Consider the following 17555-nt stretch of genomic DNA (forward strand, 5'->3'; position numbering starts at 1 on the left):
CCAAACACGAGGCATTTTATGGCGCAGACGCTTGAGCAGCTTGCAGAGATCATGTTGGACGCAGCCAAAGCGGCTGGTGCCGAGACCGCAGACGCGATGGTGATGCGCGGCACGTCGGTGTCGATTGATGTGCGCGAAGGCAAGCTGGAACAGGCGGAACGCTCAGAAGGTGTAGACCTTGGGCTGCGGGTTCTGATTGGGCAACGGCAGGCCAACGTGTCGATCTCTGACACCCGCGCTGAGAGCATCGCGGTGATGGCTGAGCGGGCTGTGGCGATGGCCAAAGAGGCGCCGGAAGACCCCTATGTTGGGCTGGCAGACCGTGACCAACTGGCGCGAGGCCTGGATATCGCAGGGTTGGAACTCTGCGACCCAACTGATGAACCTGCTGCCGCCAGCTTGCAAGAAGATGCGATGATTGCTGAAGCGGCTGCCAAAGCTGTAAACGGCGTCAGCCAAGTGCAATCAGCCACTGGTGGATACAGCAGCAGCGAAGTGTTTTTGGCGGCCAGCAATGGCTTTGCCGCCGGATATGCCCGCAGCAGCCGCGGCATTTACGCCACCGCCATTGCGGGCGAAGGTGACGCAATGGAGCGTGACTATGATGGCGATTCCCGGATTTTTCAAAATGACCTGCGCGATGCCGCAGAAATTGGCACCTCCGCAGGCCAGCGTGCCGTTGAACGCCTGAACGCGCGTAAGCCGGAAACTGGCAGTTATCCTGTGGTGTTTGACGAGCGGATTTCCTCATCATTGATCGGCCACGTCCTTGCGGCAGCAAACGGCGGCATGGTGGCGCGGGGTTCATCGTGGCTGCGCGACAAATTGGGTCAGCAGGTGCTGCCAGACGGGTTGTCGTTGATCGAAGATCCGAAGCGCGCCCGCGTGTCTGGCTCACGGCCGTTTGACGCCGAGGGGCTGCCCACGGCGCGGCGTGCCATTATCGACAATGGTGTGTTGACCGGGTGGACTTTGGATTTGGCAACCGCCCGCAAGCTGGGCATGGCCTCCACTGGTAACGCGGCGCGTGGGATTTCATCACCGCCCTCCCCGAGCAGTTGGAATGTGTCGCTGACGCAAGGGGACAGAAGCCGCGCTGAGTTGATCAAAGACATGGGCACCGGGCTTTTGGTCACCTCGATGATTGGCTCCACAATCAGCCCGACCACTGGCGACTATTCGCGCGGGGCCGCTGGGTTCTGGGTGGAGAATGGCGAGATTGCCTATCCGGTGAACGAATGCACCATTGCGGGCAACTTGCATGACATGATGATGTCAATTGTGCCCGCCAATGATGCGCGGACCTATCTGTCACGAGTCGTTCCTTCGCTGCTCATTCCGGGGATGACTCTTGCCGGAAACTGATCTTGAACTGCTGATTGCGGCGGCGCAACGGGCGGGCGACATCGCCACGCGCTACAATGGGCCGGATGCCAAAGCTTGGCACAAACCCGAGGGCGCAGGTCCGGTCACGGAAGCCGACCTTGCGGTCAATGAGATGTTAGAAGATACACTTCGCGCGGCGCGGCCGGACTATGGCTGGCTCAGCGAAGAATCTCTGGATGAAGGCGACCGCGTGCATGCGGAGAAGACCTTCATCATTGATCCGATCGACGGCACCCGCAGCTTTATCGAAGGCTCCGACACTTGGGCACATGCGCTGGCCATTGCGGAGCGTGGGGTTGTGACCGCTGCGGTGGTGTTCCTGCCGCGCCGAGACAAACTTTATAGTGCGGCGCAGGGGCAAGGCGCGTTCTTGAACGGTGCGTCAATCACTTCTGGAGCGCGGGAAGACATGGCCGGGGCCAAGGTGCTCGTGGCACGGCCGGTTATGGACGCTGCGCACTGGCAAGGGACTCCGCCTGCGTTTGAACGAGGCTATCGCCCTTCGCTGGCCTATCGCACAGCATTGGTGGCGGAAGGGCGGTTTGACGCCATGGTCACATTGCGCCCAACATGGGAATGGGATGTGGCCGCCGGAGATTTGATTATTCGAGAAGCGGGGGCGTCAACGGCGGACCGCAATGGGGCCCCGCTGCGGTTCAACAATCCTGACCCACGCCTAGCGGGCGTGATTGCCGCGCCAAAGGCGCTCAAAGATCAGATTTGTGCCGCCTTGACGCCAGCTCACGCGGCGCGATAACGCGCTACAAAATTTGCAACAATCTTGGGTGGTGCAGAGGCATCTGCGGCGTGACAAAGCGCCATCAAGCGATCGACCTTTTCCGGGGGAAAGTAGCCTTTGTCACGGTACATATGCAGCCGGTTGGCAAACTCCGGGCCATCCGCTTCTGGGTGAAATTGTGTGGCATAGACGTTTTGCCGGTAGCGGATCATCTGAAACGGGCAAAACGGCGATTGCACCAGATGGGTGCAGCCTTCCGGCAAGTGTTGCAACGCTTCTTTGTGCCCAACAAAGGCATCAAACTCCTTTGGCACGCCTCGCAAGAGCGGATCGTTTTGACCATCCGCAGTGAGGTTGCAGCGGGCAAGACCAGCCTCTTCACCATAGCGGTCTTTGGACACAGCCTGTGCTAGATGGTGACCCAAAACACCGATCCCAAGACAGCAGCCGAGGAAGGGAATGTCCTCACCAACGATCTGCGGCATGAGCGACATCACTTGGGATTCCATACGGGCTTCAAGCGGATCTCGTTTGGTGGGGCAATCGCTGACGCAGCCAGGACCACCGCCAACAATAATACCGGAGTAGGCCATCAGGTCGAGGTCCGCTGACAACACCTCTTGGGCCAAGGACACCCGATGCACGTCGTCCCGCGCCAGTTGGCCTTTTGTGAGAAAAGCTTCAAACTCCGCGTCAGAGGCAACGGTTTCAGGGCGCAATTGCAGGATCAAAAAGGGCTTCATGTGGTGCGCATTAGCAAAAACCGCCCTGCAAAGCTATGTGACTTTGAGAAGTTAAGGCAATTCTGGTCAAACTTGAGACTTGCGGCGTGATCCTCCCCTTGAGGCTTTGGGTCAAGCGCCGTAGGTTGCGGCCAACTCAGCACCTCACAGGAGTGGCCCACATGGCACAACGACTGCACCTCGTCTTTGGTGGCGAACTGATCGACCCAACCAAAACAGCCTTCAAAGACGTGGATGACATCCATGTTGTTGGCATCTTCCCAGATTACGACAGCGCCTATAATGCGTGGAAAGCAGAAGCGCAGAAGACCGTGGACAACGCCCATATGCGCTACTTCATCGCGCACCTGCATCGTCTGCGTGACGAACAGGCGGCTGCCTCCTCTACCGAAGAACTCGGGTAAGATCTCCGGATGGCGCGCTCGCTTGGCCTTGCGGCGTATCTAGCGTTTGCGCGCCGCCAGCCCCCTCGGCTGGCCGAAATCGACTGCCCGCGCCCCAAGGGCGCGGTCATCTGGCTACACAGCACCGATCCTACACGCGCACGAACTCTGGCCAAGCTGGGCTTGCGGCTCGCAGCACAGCGCGCCAACACACATGTGCTGATGACCACCCCCAACAACGTACCGCTGACCCAGACATTACCCGACGGCGTGGTCTGGCAGCCTTGCCCACCCGAAAGCCCTGCGGATATCGCCGTGTTTCTGGCGCATTGGCAGCCGGAGATTATGATTTGGCTGGGCTCCAGTATTCGACCTGCGTTGATTGACGCCGTACGCACGCGAAACATTCCATCGATGATGCTGGAAGTGCATCGGCCCAAGTTGGATCAAAAGCGGCGGTGGGGACCTGAGCCCATTCGCGGGACATTGTCGCGCTTCAACACCATTTTTGCCCAAGACGAGGCCACCGCGATTAGGCTGCGCAAACTTCTGGGGGACTTTTCCAAAGTTGAGGTCAGCGGAACTTTGATGGAAGAAGCCCCTGCCCTGCCGGTGCGCGACAGCGATCTCGAGGAGTTGCGCCGCTGTTTGGCTGGACGTCCGGTGTGGTTGGCGGCACGTCTGCAGCCAGAGGAGCTCGACACGGTTCTCAACGCCTATCGTGCGGTTTTGCGGCTGTCGTTTCGGATGCTGCTGGTTGTGGTGCCGGACAACCCATCGTCGGCACGGGCCATGCGGGAGACCATTGACCAAGAAGGCTGGCGCGTGGCCGATTGGGACAATGGTGACTTTCCCGGAGAGAACACTCAGATCCTGTTTGCCGAAACACCTGATGAGCTGGGCTTGTGGTATCGCATTGCCCCAATCAGCTTTGTTGGCAGTTCGTTGATTTCAGGCGCAGGCGGGCGGGACCCGCTGGAACCGGCGGCGCTTGGCAGCGCAATATTGTATGGCCCCTCGGTGCGCCGCTATCTCGGAAGCTACACGCGGCTGGCCAACGTCGGCGCAGCCCGGATTGTCAAAGACGCCGACAGTTTGGTTGCCGCATTGATGTTTCTCACCGCCCCTGATCAAGTGGCCGCAATGGCGCATGCGGGGTGGCAAGTTGTGTCAGACAGTGCCGCAGTCTCCGACCAGGTGATTGAACACGCCCATGTGTTGATGGACACGCAAGAGGAGCCAACATGAAAGAGCCTCTTTTCTGGTCAAACACCCCTACCACTCCTGGCTGGCAAGCACAGCTTTTGGCCCCCTTAGGTCGGCTCTACGCGCGTGCCACAAAATCGCGTGTCAGAAATGGCGACGGCTACAAAGCCTCTGTGCCGGTCATTTGTGTGGGCAACATCAACGCAGGGGGCACGGGCAAGACGCCAACCACCATTGCGTTGGCCCAACGGCTGATTGGCATGGGCAAGGTGCCGCATGTGGTCTCACGCGGGTACGGCGGCACGTTAGACGGCCCTGTGCAGGTCAACGAACGCACGCATAAGGCTGAGGAAACCGGCGATGAGCCGCTTTTGTTGGCAGCCTTTGCACCCACTTGGGTCTCCAAAGACCGGGCTGAGGGCGTGCGGGCAGCAGAGGCGGCCGGCGCAGATGTGATCCTGCTCGACGACGGATTTCAGAACCCATCGGTCGATAAGGATGCCTCGATCATTGTTGTCGATGCACATCGTGGCTTTGGCAACGGGCGCTGCATTCCGGCGGGACCGTTGCGAGAGCCTGTGGCTGCGGGCATGGCACGGGGTGATGTGGTGCTGTCGATTGGCAATGAGGCGGCGCAAACGCGGTTTGATGCGACATGGAGCACAGAGGTATCCCTGCCGCACGCCAAAGGCGTGTTGGTGCCGCTGCAAACCGGCATGGATTGGACCGAGACGCCGATTTTTGCTTTCGCGGGCATTGGCCATCCGGAGAAATTTTTTGAAACCCTACGCGGGTTGGGCGCCACTTTGGTGCACACCGAAGCGCTGGCCGACCATCAAGCTCTGCCACCAGCGATGCTCACCCGGCTTTATGCAGAATCGCAAAAAATGGGCGCGCAATTGGTGACAACCGAGAAAGACGCCGTGCGCCTACCACTGGAAGTGCGGCCGCAGGTGCTGACCTTACCGGTGCGATTGGAGTTGCAGGATTGGGGACCAATTGATGCGCTTCTGACGCGCATCGGAGTGACCGGGCAGGACTAAGCCGCCCGGTCGTTGTTTTTGGCTTAACCGCCGAGCTTACCGTCGAGGATCTCTTTCAGATCGTTGTAGCTCATGTTGGAGTGCTTCTCACCGTCAATGAGCAGCGTGGGTGTGGAGTTCACGTCATCTGCGGCGGCGTTTTCCTGGAACCAAGCCACCAGCGCTTTGGCTTTGTCTTCGTCCTGAAGGCAGGCTTGCAGCTGGTCATCTTCCAGACCTGCCAGACGGCCGGTTTTGCGCAGGCTGTCGGAAATCGCCACCGGGTCACCGGCACGGGTCCAATCTTTCTGTGTTTTCATCAGGATGTCGGTCATGCCGAAGAACTTCTCCTGACCACCACAGCGTGCAACCATGGAGGCCCAAAGGCCATAGCGGTCAAAATACACGTCGCGGAACACAAACTTCACTTTGCCGGTGTCGACATAGTCGGCCTTCAAAGGCTCCAAAACATTTTCGTGGAAGCTCGCACAGTGCGGGCAGGTGAACGAAGCATATTCCACAATGGTGATTGGTGCGTCTTCGGAGCCCATCACCATTTCCACAATACCATGCTCGTTTGCCGCGCCTTCAGACGACACCGTTTGGATGTTGCTGACTTCTGGCAGATCAAACGCCGTGGTTGTGGCAGTCTGTGTGTTGGACAGCCAGTAAGCACCACCAGCAGCGGCAACGGCCACAGCAGCAATCGCGGGGATAAAACGGTTCATTCAGACACCTTTCTTGGCATTTTTGTTCTTTGAGATTACATTTTGGGCAAGCTGCTCCAGCGCTTGCCGCAGATCATCGTCGCCCACTGGCGCGGCCACTTCAGCAGCTTCCGCACAGGTGGCCGCATCCGGCTTGGGTTTCTCGACTTTGGGCGCCGCGCCAAACTGCGCCTGACCTTCGGCAAAGCCGGTAGGCGCGGTTTGGGTGATGCGCATATGGGTGATGGCATTGTAGCCATACGCCGCGTTGATGCGGGTGCGCAGGGTTTCTTTCTGCATTTCCAACATCGGCGCCTGTGCACCGGTGGTCAACACAGTGAGGGTCGCGCCAAAAGCCTGACGGCTGTATTTCACATCCACCGGCTGGCAGATGCACGCCATATCGGCGCCAACGATCTCAGCCCAATGGGTCAACACGCGCGATTCCGCAAAACCCCGGCTTTCGCTGGCCTTGCGGATCCGCTCTCGCAGAAGCGAAGAGGTGCGGGAGAACCCTTTGGTGGTGGCGCGGCGCATGTTGGTCTTGCATCCTTTGGTCGGTCGCTATTTTAGTGGCTCGGCGCGAGGGCGCCAGCGAAACCCAACTCAGTGAGGATAAAACTTGCGTGATTGGCCAGATAGCGCCGAGCTGTTGACGTTCTATGACCACAATGCCCGCAAAATGCCGTGGCGAGTGGGGCCGAAGGAGCGCGCGAAAGGCGTGCTGCCAGACCCGTATCGGGTGTGGATGTCAGAAATTATGCTGCAACAAACCACAGTGGCTGCTGTCAAAGACTACTTTGAGCGGTTCACGGCACGCTGGCCAACGGTAAGCGATCTGGCCGCGGCGGAGGATGCGGATGTTATGGCGGAGTGGGCCGGGCTTGGATATTACGCCCGCGCCCGCAATTTGCTGAAATGCGCGCGCTACGTGGTCACGGAGCACGATGGCGTGTTTCCCGACACCGTAGAGGCGCTTCTGACTTTGCCGGGGGTCGGCCCGTATACTGCAGGGGCGGTGGCCTCGATTGCGTTTGACCAGCCTGCGACAGTGGTGGACGGCAATGTGGAGAGGGTCATGGCGCGGGTGTTTGACATTCATACGCCTTTGCCCGCTGCCAAGCCGGAATTGACCGAGAAAGCGGCGGCGATGACCCCGCGAGAGCGGCCAGGCGATTACGCTCAAGCCGTGATGGACCTTGGCGCAACCATTTGCACGCCCCGCAATCCGGCCTGTGGGCTGTGCCCATGGCGCTCAGACTGTAAGGCGCAGGCAGCGGGCACGGCTGCCGAACTGCCTAAGAAAATCCCAAAGAAACCCAAGCCTATCCGCCATGGCGTGGTCTACATCGCAAAACGTGTGGATGGCGCGTACTTGCTGGAAACTCGCCCCGACAGCGGGTTGCTGGGGGGCATGTTGGGTTGGCCCGGATCGGGCTGGACCGAAGGGCATGCACCCAAACATGACGCGCCGATCAAGGCAGAGTGGAAAACGCTGAATTCAGAGGCGAAACATACCTTCACGCATTTTCATCTGCGCCTGACCGTGAAAACAGCTTTGGTGCCCATGGATCGCAAGCCCTCTGTTGGCGCGTTTGTTCTTGAAGACGACTACGACTCCGGAAATCTCCCGACCGCCATGCGCAAAGCGTTTGACCTGTATCGCGGCACTTGATCTCATTGCACTGATCCACAGTTCGCCGCATAGTTTGCGCAACACGTTCAAAGGACTGTGGTTATGATTGCCTCCTCCCAAGTTGCCAAGTTTGCCAATGCCTTACCCTTCTGGTGTTCCCTGCTCCTGATACCATTGGTTTGGATCACAGCCGGTTTGGGCAGCTGGTGGGTGCTGCTGGTGCCCTTCACCACATGGTATCTGTTTGCGGCGTTGGACGCGGTCACTGGCCTGAACCTTGAGAACGCCGATCTGGACACCACGGACGAGCAACTCAAATGGTACCGGCTGGTCACACTGGTTTGGCCAGCGCTGCAATTTGTCACCATCTTTGGGCTGATTTTCTACGCCACACGGGCAGATCACCTGAGTACCGGCGCGCTGATTGGTGTGTTCTTTGGTGTGGGCGTGATCAGCGGCACCATTGGCATCAACTACAGTCATGAGCTGATGCATCAGAAAGCCAAATCCGAGCGTTGGCTGGGCGACATTCTGTTGGCGATGGTGCTCTATTCTCATTTCCGCAGCGAGCATCTTCTGGTGCATCACCGTTACGTTGGCACACCGCGCGATCCCGTGACGGCGCGGTACAACGAAGGTTTCCACCGCTTTTTCCCGCGTGTGCTGATTGGCTCGCTCAAGTCCTCTTTCAAAGCTGAAAAAGACATGTTGGCGCGCAAAGACTTGGCGTGGACAGACATGTCCAACCCGTTTTTCCGCTATTGGGCCCTGCAAGGCGGCATGCTGCTTTTGGCTTTGCTCATAGGCGGTTGGCTGGGCGTTGCGCTGTTCATTTGGCAGGCTTGGATTGCCATTTGGCAGCTGGAGCTGGTCAACTATGTGGAGCACTACGGGCTGACGCGCAAACATCTCGGCGAAGGCAAATATGAGCATGTGAAACCGCATCACAGCTGGAATGCAGCCCACAAGGCCTCCAATTGGCTGTTGATCAACTTACAGCGCCACTCAGACCACCACTACAAGCCAGACCGCCGCTTCCCGCTGTTGCAGAATTACACTGACGAAGAAGCACCCCAGCTGCCCTTTGGCTATCCGATCATGACCATCGCGGCGATGATTCCGCCAGTCTGGAAAAAGGTCATGAACCCTCGCGTGCGCAAATGGCGGGACATGTATTACCCTGAGATCACCAATTGGCATCCCTACAACAAGGCCAAAAACCCAGTCCCGCGGTGATGGTCAAACCCCGTGATCGTCAGGCCGTTCAAAGGCCCACACCGTCAGCTTTTCCGCCACGCCACGAATGTCTTGGTCGGTGAATTTTTGTAAGCCGTCGAGACACTCATCGCCGCCTTCCTTGAGAACCTCATTGCGCATGCCGTCGCTGATCACAAGGCGGGCGTTGAGGCCTCGGGTCATGCTTTCCAAGCGCGAGGCAACATTTACGGTGTTGCCCACCACCGCAAACTCCAAGCGGTTTGCGCCAATATCCGCCAATACCGCCGGACCGTAGTGCGCCCCAAACCCAACGCGGAGCGGTGGTTGCCCGGCAGCGATGCGGGCATCATTCCACACATCCACATCCGCCATCATCTGGCGCACACACCGCAGCGCGTTTTGCGCATCGTGGTCTGATGGATTGGGCGTGCCAAAAGTCGCCATAAGGCCATCGCCGAGATATTTATCCAAGGTGCCTTCGTGAGCAAACACAGCCCGCTCCATAAGTCCGTGGAAATCCCGCAGGGTCTCAATCACCTCTTCTGGCCGACGCGCGGCGGCAAACTCGGTGAACCCAACAATATCCACAAACAGAACCGCAATGTCATGAGAGCGAATTTGTTTGAGTGGTTCGTCATTTTGGCTCAACTCTTCGACAACATTGGGCGAGAAATACCGGGACAGGTTGGTGCGCTCGCGCTCCAGCGCGGCGTTGGAGCGCAGCAAGCCATTAAACCGCCGCATCGAAAGGCCAAGTGTGATCGCCACCAAAAGGAAGACCACAATCTCCTGTATACGCAGGCGGATGTTGAAATTATTTGGGTCAATCAAAAACGCGAGGTCAGGCCATCCCGGCAGCGCCACTTGGATCGCTTCGCTCATGTCTGGCAATGGTTCAGTAAGCCAAATCGAAAGCCCCAAGGCCGCGGCCCACATCCCAGCAGTCCACGTCCCAATCGCAATCACTGTACGCCACGAATACGCCAAGGTGCCCATGGCAAGAATGAGGAACAGATACTGGAAATTGCCAAAGCGGTACTGCATCGCCTGCGGCCAATCATCCAGTCCAATGGGGTTAGGCCCAATGATCCCGACAACCATCAGCAAGAGATCAACAAAGATCAGGAACAGTTCCATTTTGGAGCGACCGACCCGCCCTGCGCGCCGAATGAGCCAACCATTGACGCAGAGCAAAAACAGAACGAGTTCATAATAGAACACTTCTGGCCAATGCACAGTGAACAGAAGAAACACGCCAATGATGGACATGGCGACCCAGCGGGCTTTCACTGCCAGGTCCAGCCCTTCGCGCTTGTGACGCTCCAGCACGGCTTCCGTATAGCTGTCGGTGCGCTCTTCGCCGTCTTCAAACCGGTCCAAGTAGGCGGTCGATTTGGTTTGCGTCTGCTCGACCATAAACTGGCTCTCCGTTCTCTCGGGCTGAGATAGGTGTTGTGGGCAAGCTTACACCCCTACCGCGACAAAAAAACCCCGCCGGGTTGCGGCGGGGAAGTCTGGATACCTGCGTAGTCAGTTCGGCTACAGGCATCCGGCGGTATAGTTATCTGTGGTATGGTAGTTGGCTTGCCCCATGGCACTTTGCGTTTGGTCCGGATCGCCTGTGCGCGGCTGTGCCTTTCAGGCAAACGCAACAAGCGACCCGGGTCTTGGGATACCGCAGAGTGTTTTAGTTGGGACGTGCCGCCATTTCTGCACGAATTTGCTGACGAAGAAGGTCAATTGGCACCTTCTTGCCTTCGTGTTTGTAAGACCAGTAGGTCCAGCCGTTACAGCTTGGGGCACCTTCAAGATGCGCGCCAACCTGGTGGATGGAGCCTTTGATGTCGTCACCAATCAATGTGCCGTCAGCACGGACCTTGGCTTTGTGACGACCATTGAGCGAATAGAGTTCCTCGCCCGGACGCAGCATGCCACGTTCCACCAGTTGCCCAAACGGTACGCGTGGTTCCGCGCGTTTGGAGGCGGTCACGGTCAGCGCTTCACGGTCAAACTTGCGTACCCGCTTAAGGCGCTTTTCAGCCACTTTGCGATATGCCGCTTCGCGCTCAATGCCGATGTATTCACGACCCAGCATCTTGGCGACAGCGCCGGTGGTGCCAGTGCCAAAGAACGGATCGAGGATCACGTCGCCGGGGTTGGTCGAGCCAACCAGCACGCGGTGCAGCAAGCTTTCCGGTTTCTGGGTCGGATGCGCCTTGTCGCCGTTATCATCTTTCAGACGCTCATGGCCGGTGCAAATGGGCAGCACCCAGTCAGAGCGCATCTGAATACCTTCGTTGAGCGATTTCAGCGCTTCGTAGTTGAAGGTGTATTTGGCGCCCTCGGATTTGGAAGCCCAAATCATGGTCTCATGCGCGTTGGTGAAGCGTTTGCCACGGAAGTTTGGCATTGGGTTGGACTTGCGCCACACCACATCGTTCAAAATCCAGTAGCCCTGGTTCTGCAATTCCGCACCCATGCGGAACACGTTGTGGTAGGAGCCGATCACCCAGATCGCGCCGTTGGGTTTGAGAAGACGGCGCGCCGCCTTCAGCCATTCGCGTGTGAACTTGTCATACGCGGCGAAACTCGAAAACTGGTCCCACTCATCATCAACCGCGTCCACTTTGGAATTATCTGGACGGTGCAGATCGCCTTTCAACTGAAGGTTATAGGGCGGGTCTGCGAAGATTAGGTCGATGGAGTTCTCGGGCAGACTGTTCATCACTTCGATACAGTCGCCGGACAATATACTATTGATCGGGAGCGCGGATGCGCTCTTCGCTTTGGTCATCGTTTTCATTCTCTGCCTCATTACGGCGCGGTTTTTTTAGTGCGCTCGTTATGTGGATAAGTTTGAGTCAAACACGATTCGGCGTCAATTTCTTTTTTGAATCAGCGAGTTAGTTTTTCGCTTGATACAAGATATTGTGCACAGGCCTAAACGAACGCCTATGATGTGGGGTCACGCCCAGTTTCACCAGCGCCTCTTTGTGCTTTTTGGACGGATATCCGGCGTTTGTTTCCCATCCGTAACCAGGGAACTGTTGCGCCAAATCCATCATGATGCTGTCACGCGCTGTTTTGGCAACAATCGATGCGGCGGAAATCGAGAGCGATCGCGCATCACCCTTGACGATTGCTTCGGAGTTTTTCCGCAACCCCAGCGGGATTAAATTGCCGTCGATCAGCAGATGATCCGGGGGGGACAACAGCCCAGCCACGGCCCGCTCCATGGCGATGTGGCTGGCGCGCAGGATGTTGTGTTCGTCGATTTCTTCGACCGTGGCATGGGCGATGCAGACATCTGCCACTTTGAGAATTTCCTCAGTCAACGCGTCGCGACGCTTTGCGGTCAGTTTTTTGGAGTCATTCAGGCCGTCAGGGATGTTATTGGGATCAAGCACCACCGCCGCCGCGGTCACCGGCCCAGCCAAGGGGCCACGCCCCACTTCGTCAACACCGGCCACACGGATTATGCCGCGGGCAAAAGCTGCATTCTCTAGCGAAAAATCGGGGGCTGTTTTCTCTTTTGTCATACCGCCTTGAGAACCACCTTGGAGGCTTATGCGCAAGAAAAAAGCCGGGCAGCCCCTCGTCTGCCCGGCCAGTTGCCGATCTTATTGTCGGCTTGCACACCGCTCGATGGTGGGGATCAGATTAGCGCCAAACCACTTTGTAGCCGTTGTTGCTTAGACACTGGCTGCGGTAGCCCGCAATGCGGCCATTCTGGCCTTTGCGCTTGAAGTAGCATTGCTCTGGCAGGCGGTAGGCCGGGTATTGCGCGCGAAAGAGACAACGCTGGCTGTAGCCCTGGATCACGCGGCCTTTGCGGGTTTCAAACCGTTTGGCACAGTGACTTGGCAGCCAGGCCTTGTGCTTCTTCTTGGGCTTGTGGCTCTTTTTGGGTTTGGGCTTTGTCACCGGCTTGGACACCACCGGAGCTGGCTTGGATTTCTTATTGTCTGCCACAGCCGCGCCAATCACAGCCAGAGCGGTCACGCCGAACAGAAACGCAGCAATCGCATCTTCATCCATGGCGTTGGCCCGAGGTGCGGTCGCGCCGGTGAGGATGATGGCGATACTCAATACAGAGGCGATAAACGATTTCGAGGTCATGGCGAAGTCCTGTTTTTGAATGTTGCCCGGGCTGTGCGCCGGTTTGCTCATTCGTTTTCGCCATCTTCCAAAAACCTCACAATATCAGCATCTTGTTATGAGATATCAGCCACTCACCCCAACTTGGTTATTGAATAACAAGGACCACTTGCGCCAAGGTCTGCGTATGAAACAGCTCATGACACACAGTCTTTGCATTGGTGCCTTGGTCGCGGCATTTGCAGCGCCAAGCGCAGCGCTCGCCGCCGAGTGCTACGCCGATTACAAAGCCAAAAAAGACACCCCGTTGCGTCTGCATTACGGAGTGATCGACCTCAAAAACGGCTGTGATGCCGGATCCGCAAAGCAAGAAGTTGCCGCCCGCATTGGGAAAGACGGATGGACCTTGTTAAACGTGCTCTCGGTGTTTGACGCCTCAGAACTCTCCGGAAAGGAAGACAGTGCAGGACAATTCTACCTCCGTTATTGAAACGCGGCGCAGCGGTGGACGGATCGTGGCATTGGGGATTGGGGCAATTGTCCTGATCCTTTTGGCCTGTGCGGCACTTTTGCTGCTGACCCTGCCCGACGCCAATGCGTTTAACGCACGTGTCGAAGCGCTGTTTTTGGCCAATGACAATCTGACAGGACAGGCAGAAATCAAGCTTCTGGAAATCCTCGCGCAATCAGGCACAGCGTTTGCCGACACATTGGCCAGCTACCGCATGGTGATCCTGGTTCTTTTGGTGTTCGCCACCGGCATGATGATTGCCGCCTTAGTGTTTCTTGTCGGCCTGATCAGCATGAACCGCCGCATGGCTCAGATTGAACGCTCGGGTATTCAGGTGACGTCCTTGATTGTCAGCCGGGAAGAGAAAACGGTTTACCTCAATGAGATGGGCTTCAAACTGACCGATGCCGCCATGGAAACCCTGTCCGTTCTCGCGGAGGCGCGGATGGATGATGACGTGCTGTCCGGTGTGGAATTGGAAAGTGTGATCTCTGGCAAGCCCTCAACCGACTGTGAGGAAGCGGCTGGTGCCACGCGAATCAAACGGCTGCGGGACTCGCTGGGGAACCAGATGGTGAGCCAACTGCTGGTCAAGAACATCGCCCGCAAAGGCTATGTGCTGTCGATCGACAAAGATGTGATAGAAGTGCTCTGAGAGCAGGGCACACGTTTGCTTGATGTGCCCTGCCGCCTCTTGTTTGCCTTTTGTTCACGCCCCACATAGGGAAGACCGCGTGACAAGGTGACGATCAGGGAAGGATCAGGGCATGGAAGGTTCACGTTTTGGCACCAACGCTGGCTATGGGATCGAGATCAAACCGATCAAGTCCACGGTGCGTGTTCTGCGCGATGGGCAGGTTTTGGCGGAAAGCGTCAATGCCAAGGTCATGTATGAAACGCGCCTGACGCCGCAAATCTACATCCCCAAAGACGACATAACAGCGTCGCTGTCGGCGCAAACCGCCCTAAAGACGTTTTGTCCTTTCAAAGGCACCGCCCGCTATCGCGACATCCTGCTGGACGGCGACACCATATCAAATGGCGTTTGGTCATATGACGACGCGATGCCCGAAAGTGGCGGTATCAACGGCCACATCGCTTTTATGCCTGCCGCTGGGGTCAACTATGACCTAGGTGGCGTGGAGCTGGACCCGGTGGCAGATGGCAATATCACTGGCCCCTTGGTGGATTGGCTGATGCGGGGCGCGGCGTTCGAAAAAACCCCCGAAGATTTTCTTGGCGCCCTTGGCAAAAAAATGCTTGAGCATGGCATCGCGGTGTCCCGTGTCAGCGCGATGATCTGGTCTCTACACCCGCTGATAGCTGGCAAAAATTACATCTGGAAGCGGGACGAGGACGAAATCACAACCTTTGCGCCGTCTTATGAGCTTTATGATCATCCAGCGTTCCAAAACAGCCCATTGAGTTACGTGTCTAAAGGTCTTGGTGGTGTACGCCAGAAGCTGGATTGTGAGAGCAAAGACATGCAGTTCCCGTTTATGCAGGAGCTGAAAGAGCAAGGCGCGACAGACTATGTCGCCATGCCTTTGTTTTTCTCCGATGGCCAGATCAATGTGTTTACCTTGACCAGCGATCATCCGGATGGGTTCACCACGGCCAATTTAGGGCTGATCTTTGAAGTCTCCAGCGTGATCAGCCGATTCTTTGAGGTGTTTACCCAAAAAGAGAACGCGCAATCCCTGTTGGAAACCTACGTAGGTCGACGGACTGGCGCGCGGGTCCTGGGGGGAGAAATCCGCCGTGGCGATGGCGATGATATCGATGCCGCCATCATGTTTTGCGACCTGAGAGGGTCCACCCGATTGGAAGAAGAATTGGGCCGCAAAGATTACATCGACCTGCTCAACACGTTTTTTGATACCGCCTCCTCAATCGTGCATGCGCATGGTGGAGAAGTGCTAAAGTTCATTGGCGACGCTGTGCTGGCAGTGTTCCCGGACACCGAAGACGGCACCGATGCCGGGGCAGAGGCGCTACAGGCCGCACGCGAAATTGTCGCCAAGCTGGCCGAACTGCGTGAGGAAGATCCAAACCGTTGTTGTGAGTGCTCTATTGGCATTTGTTATGGGCAAGTCACTTACGGAAATGTTGGGTCGCAAGAGCGGCTGGACTTCACTGTCATTGGCCGTCCGGCAAACATTGCGGCGCGCTTGGGCGATTATGGCAAAACGGTAGGCCACCGGATTGTGGCCTCTGGCCGCGTGGCCCAACACGCGCCGGACAGCAAACCGCTTGGACCCGTGTCTCTGCACAACGTGAAAGAGCCGGTCGAGAGTTTTGCGATTTCAGCGGACATATAGAACTGAACGCATATGTTCAGGCAGCCAACGCTTGAATAGACGCGACTGATCGCGGTAACATTCCTGTAGTCTTATCGGGAAGAATATCAGTGACTCAGAAAAACCGTTCCTTGACCCTTCGTGACGTTTCAGAAGCTTCGGGGGTGTCCGAGATGACGGTCAGCCGCGTGTTGCGCAATCGCGGGGACGTATCTGCGACCACACGTGACAAAGTGCTGATGGCCGCGAAAGAGCTTGGTTATGTGCCCAACAAGATTGCGGGCGCCTTGGCCAGTCAGCGCGTCAATCTTGTGGCGGTGATTATTCCGTCCCTGTCCAACATGGTGTTCCCCGAAGTTCTGAGCGGCATCAGTCAGGTTTTGGAAGACACCGAGCTGCAACCTGTTGTGGGCGTGACCGACTATCTCCCTGAAAAAGAAGAGAAAGTTTTATACGAAATGCTGTCTTGGCGACCGTCAGGTGTGATCATCGCCGGATTGGAGCACACCGAGGCCGCACGGACAATGCTGCAGGCCAGCGGCATTCCTGTGGTCGAGATCATGGACACCGACGGTGACCCCGTAGACGCTATGGTTGGCATTTCACATCGTCGTGCGGGCCGCGAAATGGCGGCGGAAATCCTGAAAGCGGGCTACAGGAAAATTGCCTTTCTCGGCACCAAAATGCCCCTGGACCACCGCGCCCGCAAACGTTTTGAAGGCTTCACTGAAGTGCTCGCCAAATCCGGCGTTGAAGTGGTGGACCGTGAATTCTATTCCGGTGGGTCTGCGTTGGCAAAGGGCCGCGAGATGACCGAAGCCGTGTTGGAGCGCAGCCCGGATGTAGATTTCATCTATTACAGCAACGACATGATTGGCGCCGGCGGTCTGCTCTACCTATTGGAGAAAGGCATCGACGTGCCCGGCCAGATTGGCCTCGCCGGGTTTAATGGCGTGGAGCTGCTGCAAGGCCTGCCACGTCAGCTGGCAACAATGGACGCCTGCCGCCGCGAGATTGGCACAAAGGCGGCAGAGATTATTGCCGCCCGCGTGAACGACGTTGAGAAAGACGGGCAAATCACGCTGGCACCAACCATCAGCTTTGGTGACACATTGCGCGATAGGTAAAGTGTTTTAGCCACCCAGTTTGGCGCGTGCCGCTTTCAGGGCCTTGCGGAGGTTTGGCCCGCGTCGCCGTGCGAGCACGGCCGAACAATAGCGCGCAATCAACCAAGGCCGCCCATCGACAAAAACGGTGTCGAGCATCTCTTTCTGATAGCGTCCGACATCACACCGCGCCCGCACCATGTCGTAAAATTTGCTCGCGGTCATATCGCCCGCGACACAACTCCCAATAACCGGTTTAAGCAGTCCAAGCATGATCCAAAGGGACGCAATCCGATGCCCCATATGGCGGCAGCTGTATTTGCGCACGTTGTCGCCTCGGAACAGCGCAGCGTGCATGGCATCAAGCCCCATGTGTGGATCATAAAATATTCACTGCCCCAGCTTCCGCGATCATGTCAGGGCCGTAGGCGTACCGACCGCCAAAGTCGCGGTATCAGGACCGGCCATACGCCATCATGCCCAACGTTGGCCAACCTCGG

The 17555-nt window shown here is 57.3% G+C and carries 19 protein-coding genes; 11 read left to right on the top strand and 8 right to left on the bottom strand.

Translation table 11 applies throughout. The annotated features are described in order from the left end of the window. Positions 1–18: 18 nt before the first annotated feature. On the top strand, positions 19–1365 hold the full coding sequence (locus QOL67_RS00650) for a TldD/PmbA family protein (RefSeq protein ID WP_283424015.1): 1347 nt from the start codon (positions 19–21) through the stop codon (positions 1363–1365). Next, on the top strand, positions 1352–2143 hold the full coding sequence (locus tag QOL67_RS00655; protein WP_283424016.1) for a 3'(2'),5'-bisphosphate nucleotidase CysQ: 792 nt from the start codon (positions 1352–1354) through the stop codon (positions 2141–2143). The genes QOL67_RS00650 and QOL67_RS00655 overlap by 14 nt, the downstream gene beginning before the upstream one ends. On the opposite strand, the gene QOL67_RS00660 is transcribed toward QOL67_RS00655, so the two are convergent. Then, positions 2128–2868, bottom strand: a complete 741-nt coding sequence (locus QOL67_RS00660) for a glutamine amidotransferase (protein ID WP_283424017.1) — start codon at positions 2866–2868, stop codon at positions 2128–2130. The genes QOL67_RS00655 and QOL67_RS00660 overlap by 16 nt on opposite strands. 161 nt (positions 2869–3029) lie before the next feature. Here QOL67_RS00660 and QOL67_RS00665 point away from each other — a divergent pair, with 161 nt between their 5' ends. Genes QOL67_RS00665 through lpxK form a run of 3 tightly spaced genes read left to right on the top strand, consistent with a single transcriptional unit; the run spans position 3030 to position 5500 of the window. After that, a complete protein-coding gene (locus tag QOL67_RS00665; protein WP_164644337.1) occupies positions 3030–3272 on the top strand; it encodes a DUF4170 domain-containing protein in 243 nt (80 codons plus the stop codon). Positions 3273–3281: 9 nt separating this feature from the next. Beyond that, entirely contained in the window at positions 3282–4499 is a 1218-nt protein-coding gene (locus QOL67_RS00670) for a 3-deoxy-D-manno-octulosonic acid transferase (protein ID WP_283424018.1), read from the top strand. Continuing rightward, positions 4496–5500, top strand: a complete 1005-nt coding sequence (gene lpxK, locus QOL67_RS00675) for a tetraacyldisaccharide 4'-kinase (RefSeq protein WP_283424019.1) — start codon at positions 4496–4498, stop codon at positions 5498–5500. Before QOL67_RS00670 ends, lpxK begins: the two co-directional genes overlap by 4 nt. A gap of 23 nt (positions 5501–5523) precedes the next feature. On the opposite strand, the gene QOL67_RS00680 is transcribed toward lpxK, so the two are convergent. Both QOL67_RS00680 and QOL67_RS00685 read right to left on the bottom strand, forming a co-directional pair. Continuing rightward, a complete protein-coding gene (locus tag QOL67_RS00680) occupies positions 5524–6207 on the bottom strand; it encodes a DsbA family protein (protein WP_283424020.1) in 684 nt (227 codons plus the stop codon). Then, on the bottom strand, positions 6208–6723 hold the full coding sequence (locus tag QOL67_RS00685) for a DUF721 domain-containing protein (RefSeq protein WP_283424021.1): 516 nt from the start codon (positions 6721–6723) through the stop codon (positions 6208–6210). An 85-nt stretch (positions 6724–6808) separates the two neighbouring features. Between QOL67_RS00685 and mutY the strand changes: the two genes are divergently transcribed. Together mutY and QOL67_RS00695 are read left to right on the top strand one after the other, a co-directional pair. Next, the gene (gene mutY / locus QOL67_RS00690) at positions 6809–7861 is read left to right on the top strand and encodes an A/G-specific adenine glycosylase (RefSeq protein WP_283424022.1); all 1053 of its coding nucleotides are present in this window, start codon (positions 6809–6811) and stop codon (positions 7859–7861) included. Positions 7862–7924: 63 nt separating this feature from the next. Continuing rightward, on the top strand, positions 7925–9058 hold the full coding sequence (locus tag QOL67_RS00695) for an alkane 1-monooxygenase (RefSeq protein ID WP_283424023.1): 1134 nt from the start codon (positions 7925–7927) through the stop codon (positions 9056–9058). A gap of 3 nt (positions 9059–9061) precedes the next feature. Here QOL67_RS00695 and QOL67_RS00700 read toward each other — a convergent pair whose 3' ends face one another. The 4 genes from QOL67_RS00700 to QOL67_RS00715 all read right to left on the bottom strand — a co-directional run bounded on the left by QOL67_RS00700 (position 9062) and on the right by QOL67_RS00715 (position 13210). Then, entirely contained in the window at positions 9062–10456 is a 1395-nt protein-coding gene (locus QOL67_RS00700) for an adenylate/guanylate cyclase domain-containing protein (protein ID WP_283424024.1), read from the bottom strand. Positions 10457–10727: 271 nt separating this feature from the next. Further along, positions 10728–11843, bottom strand: coding sequence for a site-specific DNA-methyltransferase (locus QOL67_RS00705; protein WP_283424025.1), 1116 nt, complete (start codon positions 11841–11843; stop codon positions 10728–10730). Positions 11844–11943: 100 nt separating this feature from the next. Beyond that, entirely contained in the window at positions 11944–12579 is a 636-nt protein-coding gene (rnhB, locus tag QOL67_RS00710; RefSeq protein ID WP_283424026.1) for a ribonuclease HII, read from the bottom strand. A 121-nt stretch (positions 12580–12700) separates the two neighbouring features. Then, positions 12701–13210 (bottom strand): hypothetical protein, encoded by a 510-nt coding sequence (locus QOL67_RS00715; protein ID WP_283424027.1) that lies wholly within the window; start codon positions 13208–13210, stop codon positions 12701–12703. A gap of 127 nt (positions 13211–13337) precedes the next feature. Between QOL67_RS00715 and QOL67_RS00720 the strand changes: the two genes are divergently transcribed. The 4 genes from QOL67_RS00720 to QOL67_RS00735 all read left to right on the top strand — a co-directional run bounded on the left by QOL67_RS00720 (position 13338) and on the right by QOL67_RS00735 (position 17076). Next, the gene (locus QOL67_RS00720; protein ID WP_283424028.1) at positions 13338–13628 is read left to right on the top strand and encodes a hypothetical protein; all 291 of its coding nucleotides are present in this window, start codon (positions 13338–13340) and stop codon (positions 13626–13628) included. Further along, complete coding sequence (locus QOL67_RS00725; RefSeq protein ID WP_283424029.1) at positions 13600–14304, top strand: winged helix-turn-helix domain-containing protein; 705 nt, start codon at positions 13600–13602, stop codon at positions 14302–14304. The genes QOL67_RS00720 and QOL67_RS00725 overlap by 29 nt, the downstream gene beginning before the upstream one ends. Before the next feature lie 112 nt (positions 14305–14416). Next, positions 14417–15970 carry a DUF427 domain-containing protein gene (locus QOL67_RS00730; protein ID WP_283424030.1) on the top strand — a complete coding sequence of 518 codons (1554 nt, stop codon included), beginning with the start codon at positions 14417–14419 and terminating at the stop codon, positions 15968–15970. A gap of 89 nt (positions 15971–16059) precedes the next feature. Beyond that, positions 16060–17076, top strand: coding sequence for a LacI family DNA-binding transcriptional regulator (locus QOL67_RS00735; RefSeq protein ID WP_430458924.1), 1017 nt, complete (start codon positions 16060–16062; stop codon positions 17074–17076). Positions 17077–17082: 6 nt separating this feature from the next. On the opposite strand, the gene QOL67_RS00740 is transcribed toward QOL67_RS00735, so the two are convergent. After that, positions 17083–17427 carry a hypothetical protein gene (locus QOL67_RS00740; protein ID WP_283424031.1) on the bottom strand — a complete coding sequence of 115 codons (345 nt, stop codon included), beginning with the start codon at positions 17425–17427 and terminating at the stop codon, positions 17083–17085. Positions 17428–17555: the final 128 nt, after the last annotated feature.

This window comes from Shimia sagamensis (assembly GCF_900182745.1).
In the GTDB taxonomy this organism is placed as follows: Bacteria; Pseudomonadota; Alphaproteobacteria; order Rhodobacterales; family Rhodobacteraceae; genus Shimia; species Shimia sagamensis.

Coding starts and splice junctions, on each gene's coding strand:
- QOL67_RS00650 (WP_283424015.1), top strand. CDS start 19: ATGGCGCAGACGCTTGAGCAGCTTGCAGAGATCATGTTGGACGCAGCC.
- QOL67_RS00660 (WP_283424017.1), bottom strand. CDS start 2,868: ATGAAGCCCTTTTTGATCCTGCAATTGCGCCCTGAAACCGTTGCCTCT.
- QOL67_RS00665 (WP_164644337.1), top strand. CDS start 3,030: ATGGCACAACGACTGCACCTCGTCTTTGGTGGCGAACTGATCGACCCA.
- QOL67_RS00670 (WP_283424018.1), top strand. CDS start 3,282: ATGGCGCGCTCGCTTGGCCTTGCGGCGTATCTAGCGTTTGCGCGCCGC.
- lpxK (WP_283424019.1), top strand. CDS start 4,496: ATGAAAGAGCCTCTTTTCTGGTCAAACACCCCTACCACTCCTGGCTGG.
- QOL67_RS00680 (WP_283424020.1), bottom strand. CDS start 6,207: ATGAACCGTTTTATCCCCGCGATTGCTGCTGTGGCCGTTGCCGCTGCT.
- QOL67_RS00685 (WP_283424021.1), bottom strand. CDS start 6,723: ATGCGCCGCGCCACCACCAAAGGGTTCTCCCGCACCTCTTCGCTTCTG.
- QOL67_RS00695 (WP_283424023.1), top strand. CDS start 7,925: ATGATTGCCTCCTCCCAAGTTGCCAAGTTTGCCAATGCCTTACCCTTC.
- QOL67_RS00700 (WP_283424024.1), bottom strand. CDS start 10,456: ATGGTCGAGCAGACGCAAACCAAATCGACCGCCTACTTGGACCGGTTT.
- QOL67_RS00705 (WP_283424025.1), bottom strand. CDS start 11,843: ATGAAAACGATGACCAAAGCGAAGAGCGCATCCGCGCTCCCGATCAAT.
- rnhB (WP_283424026.1), bottom strand. CDS start 12,579: ATGACAAAAGAGAAAACAGCCCCCGATTTTTCGCTAGAGAATGCAGCT.
- QOL67_RS00715 (WP_283424027.1), bottom strand. CDS start 13,210: ATGAGCAAACCGGCGCACAGCCCGGGCAACATTCAAAAACAGGACTTC.
- QOL67_RS00720 (WP_283424028.1), top strand. CDS start 13,338: ATGACACACAGTCTTTGCATTGGTGCCTTGGTCGCGGCATTTGCAGCG.
- QOL67_RS00730 (WP_283424030.1), top strand. CDS start 14,417: ATGGAAGGTTCACGTTTTGGCACCAACGCTGGCTATGGGATCGAGATC.
- QOL67_RS00740 (WP_283424031.1), bottom strand. CDS start 17,427: ATGGGGCTTGATGCCATGCACGCTGCGCTGTTCCGAGGCGACAACGTG.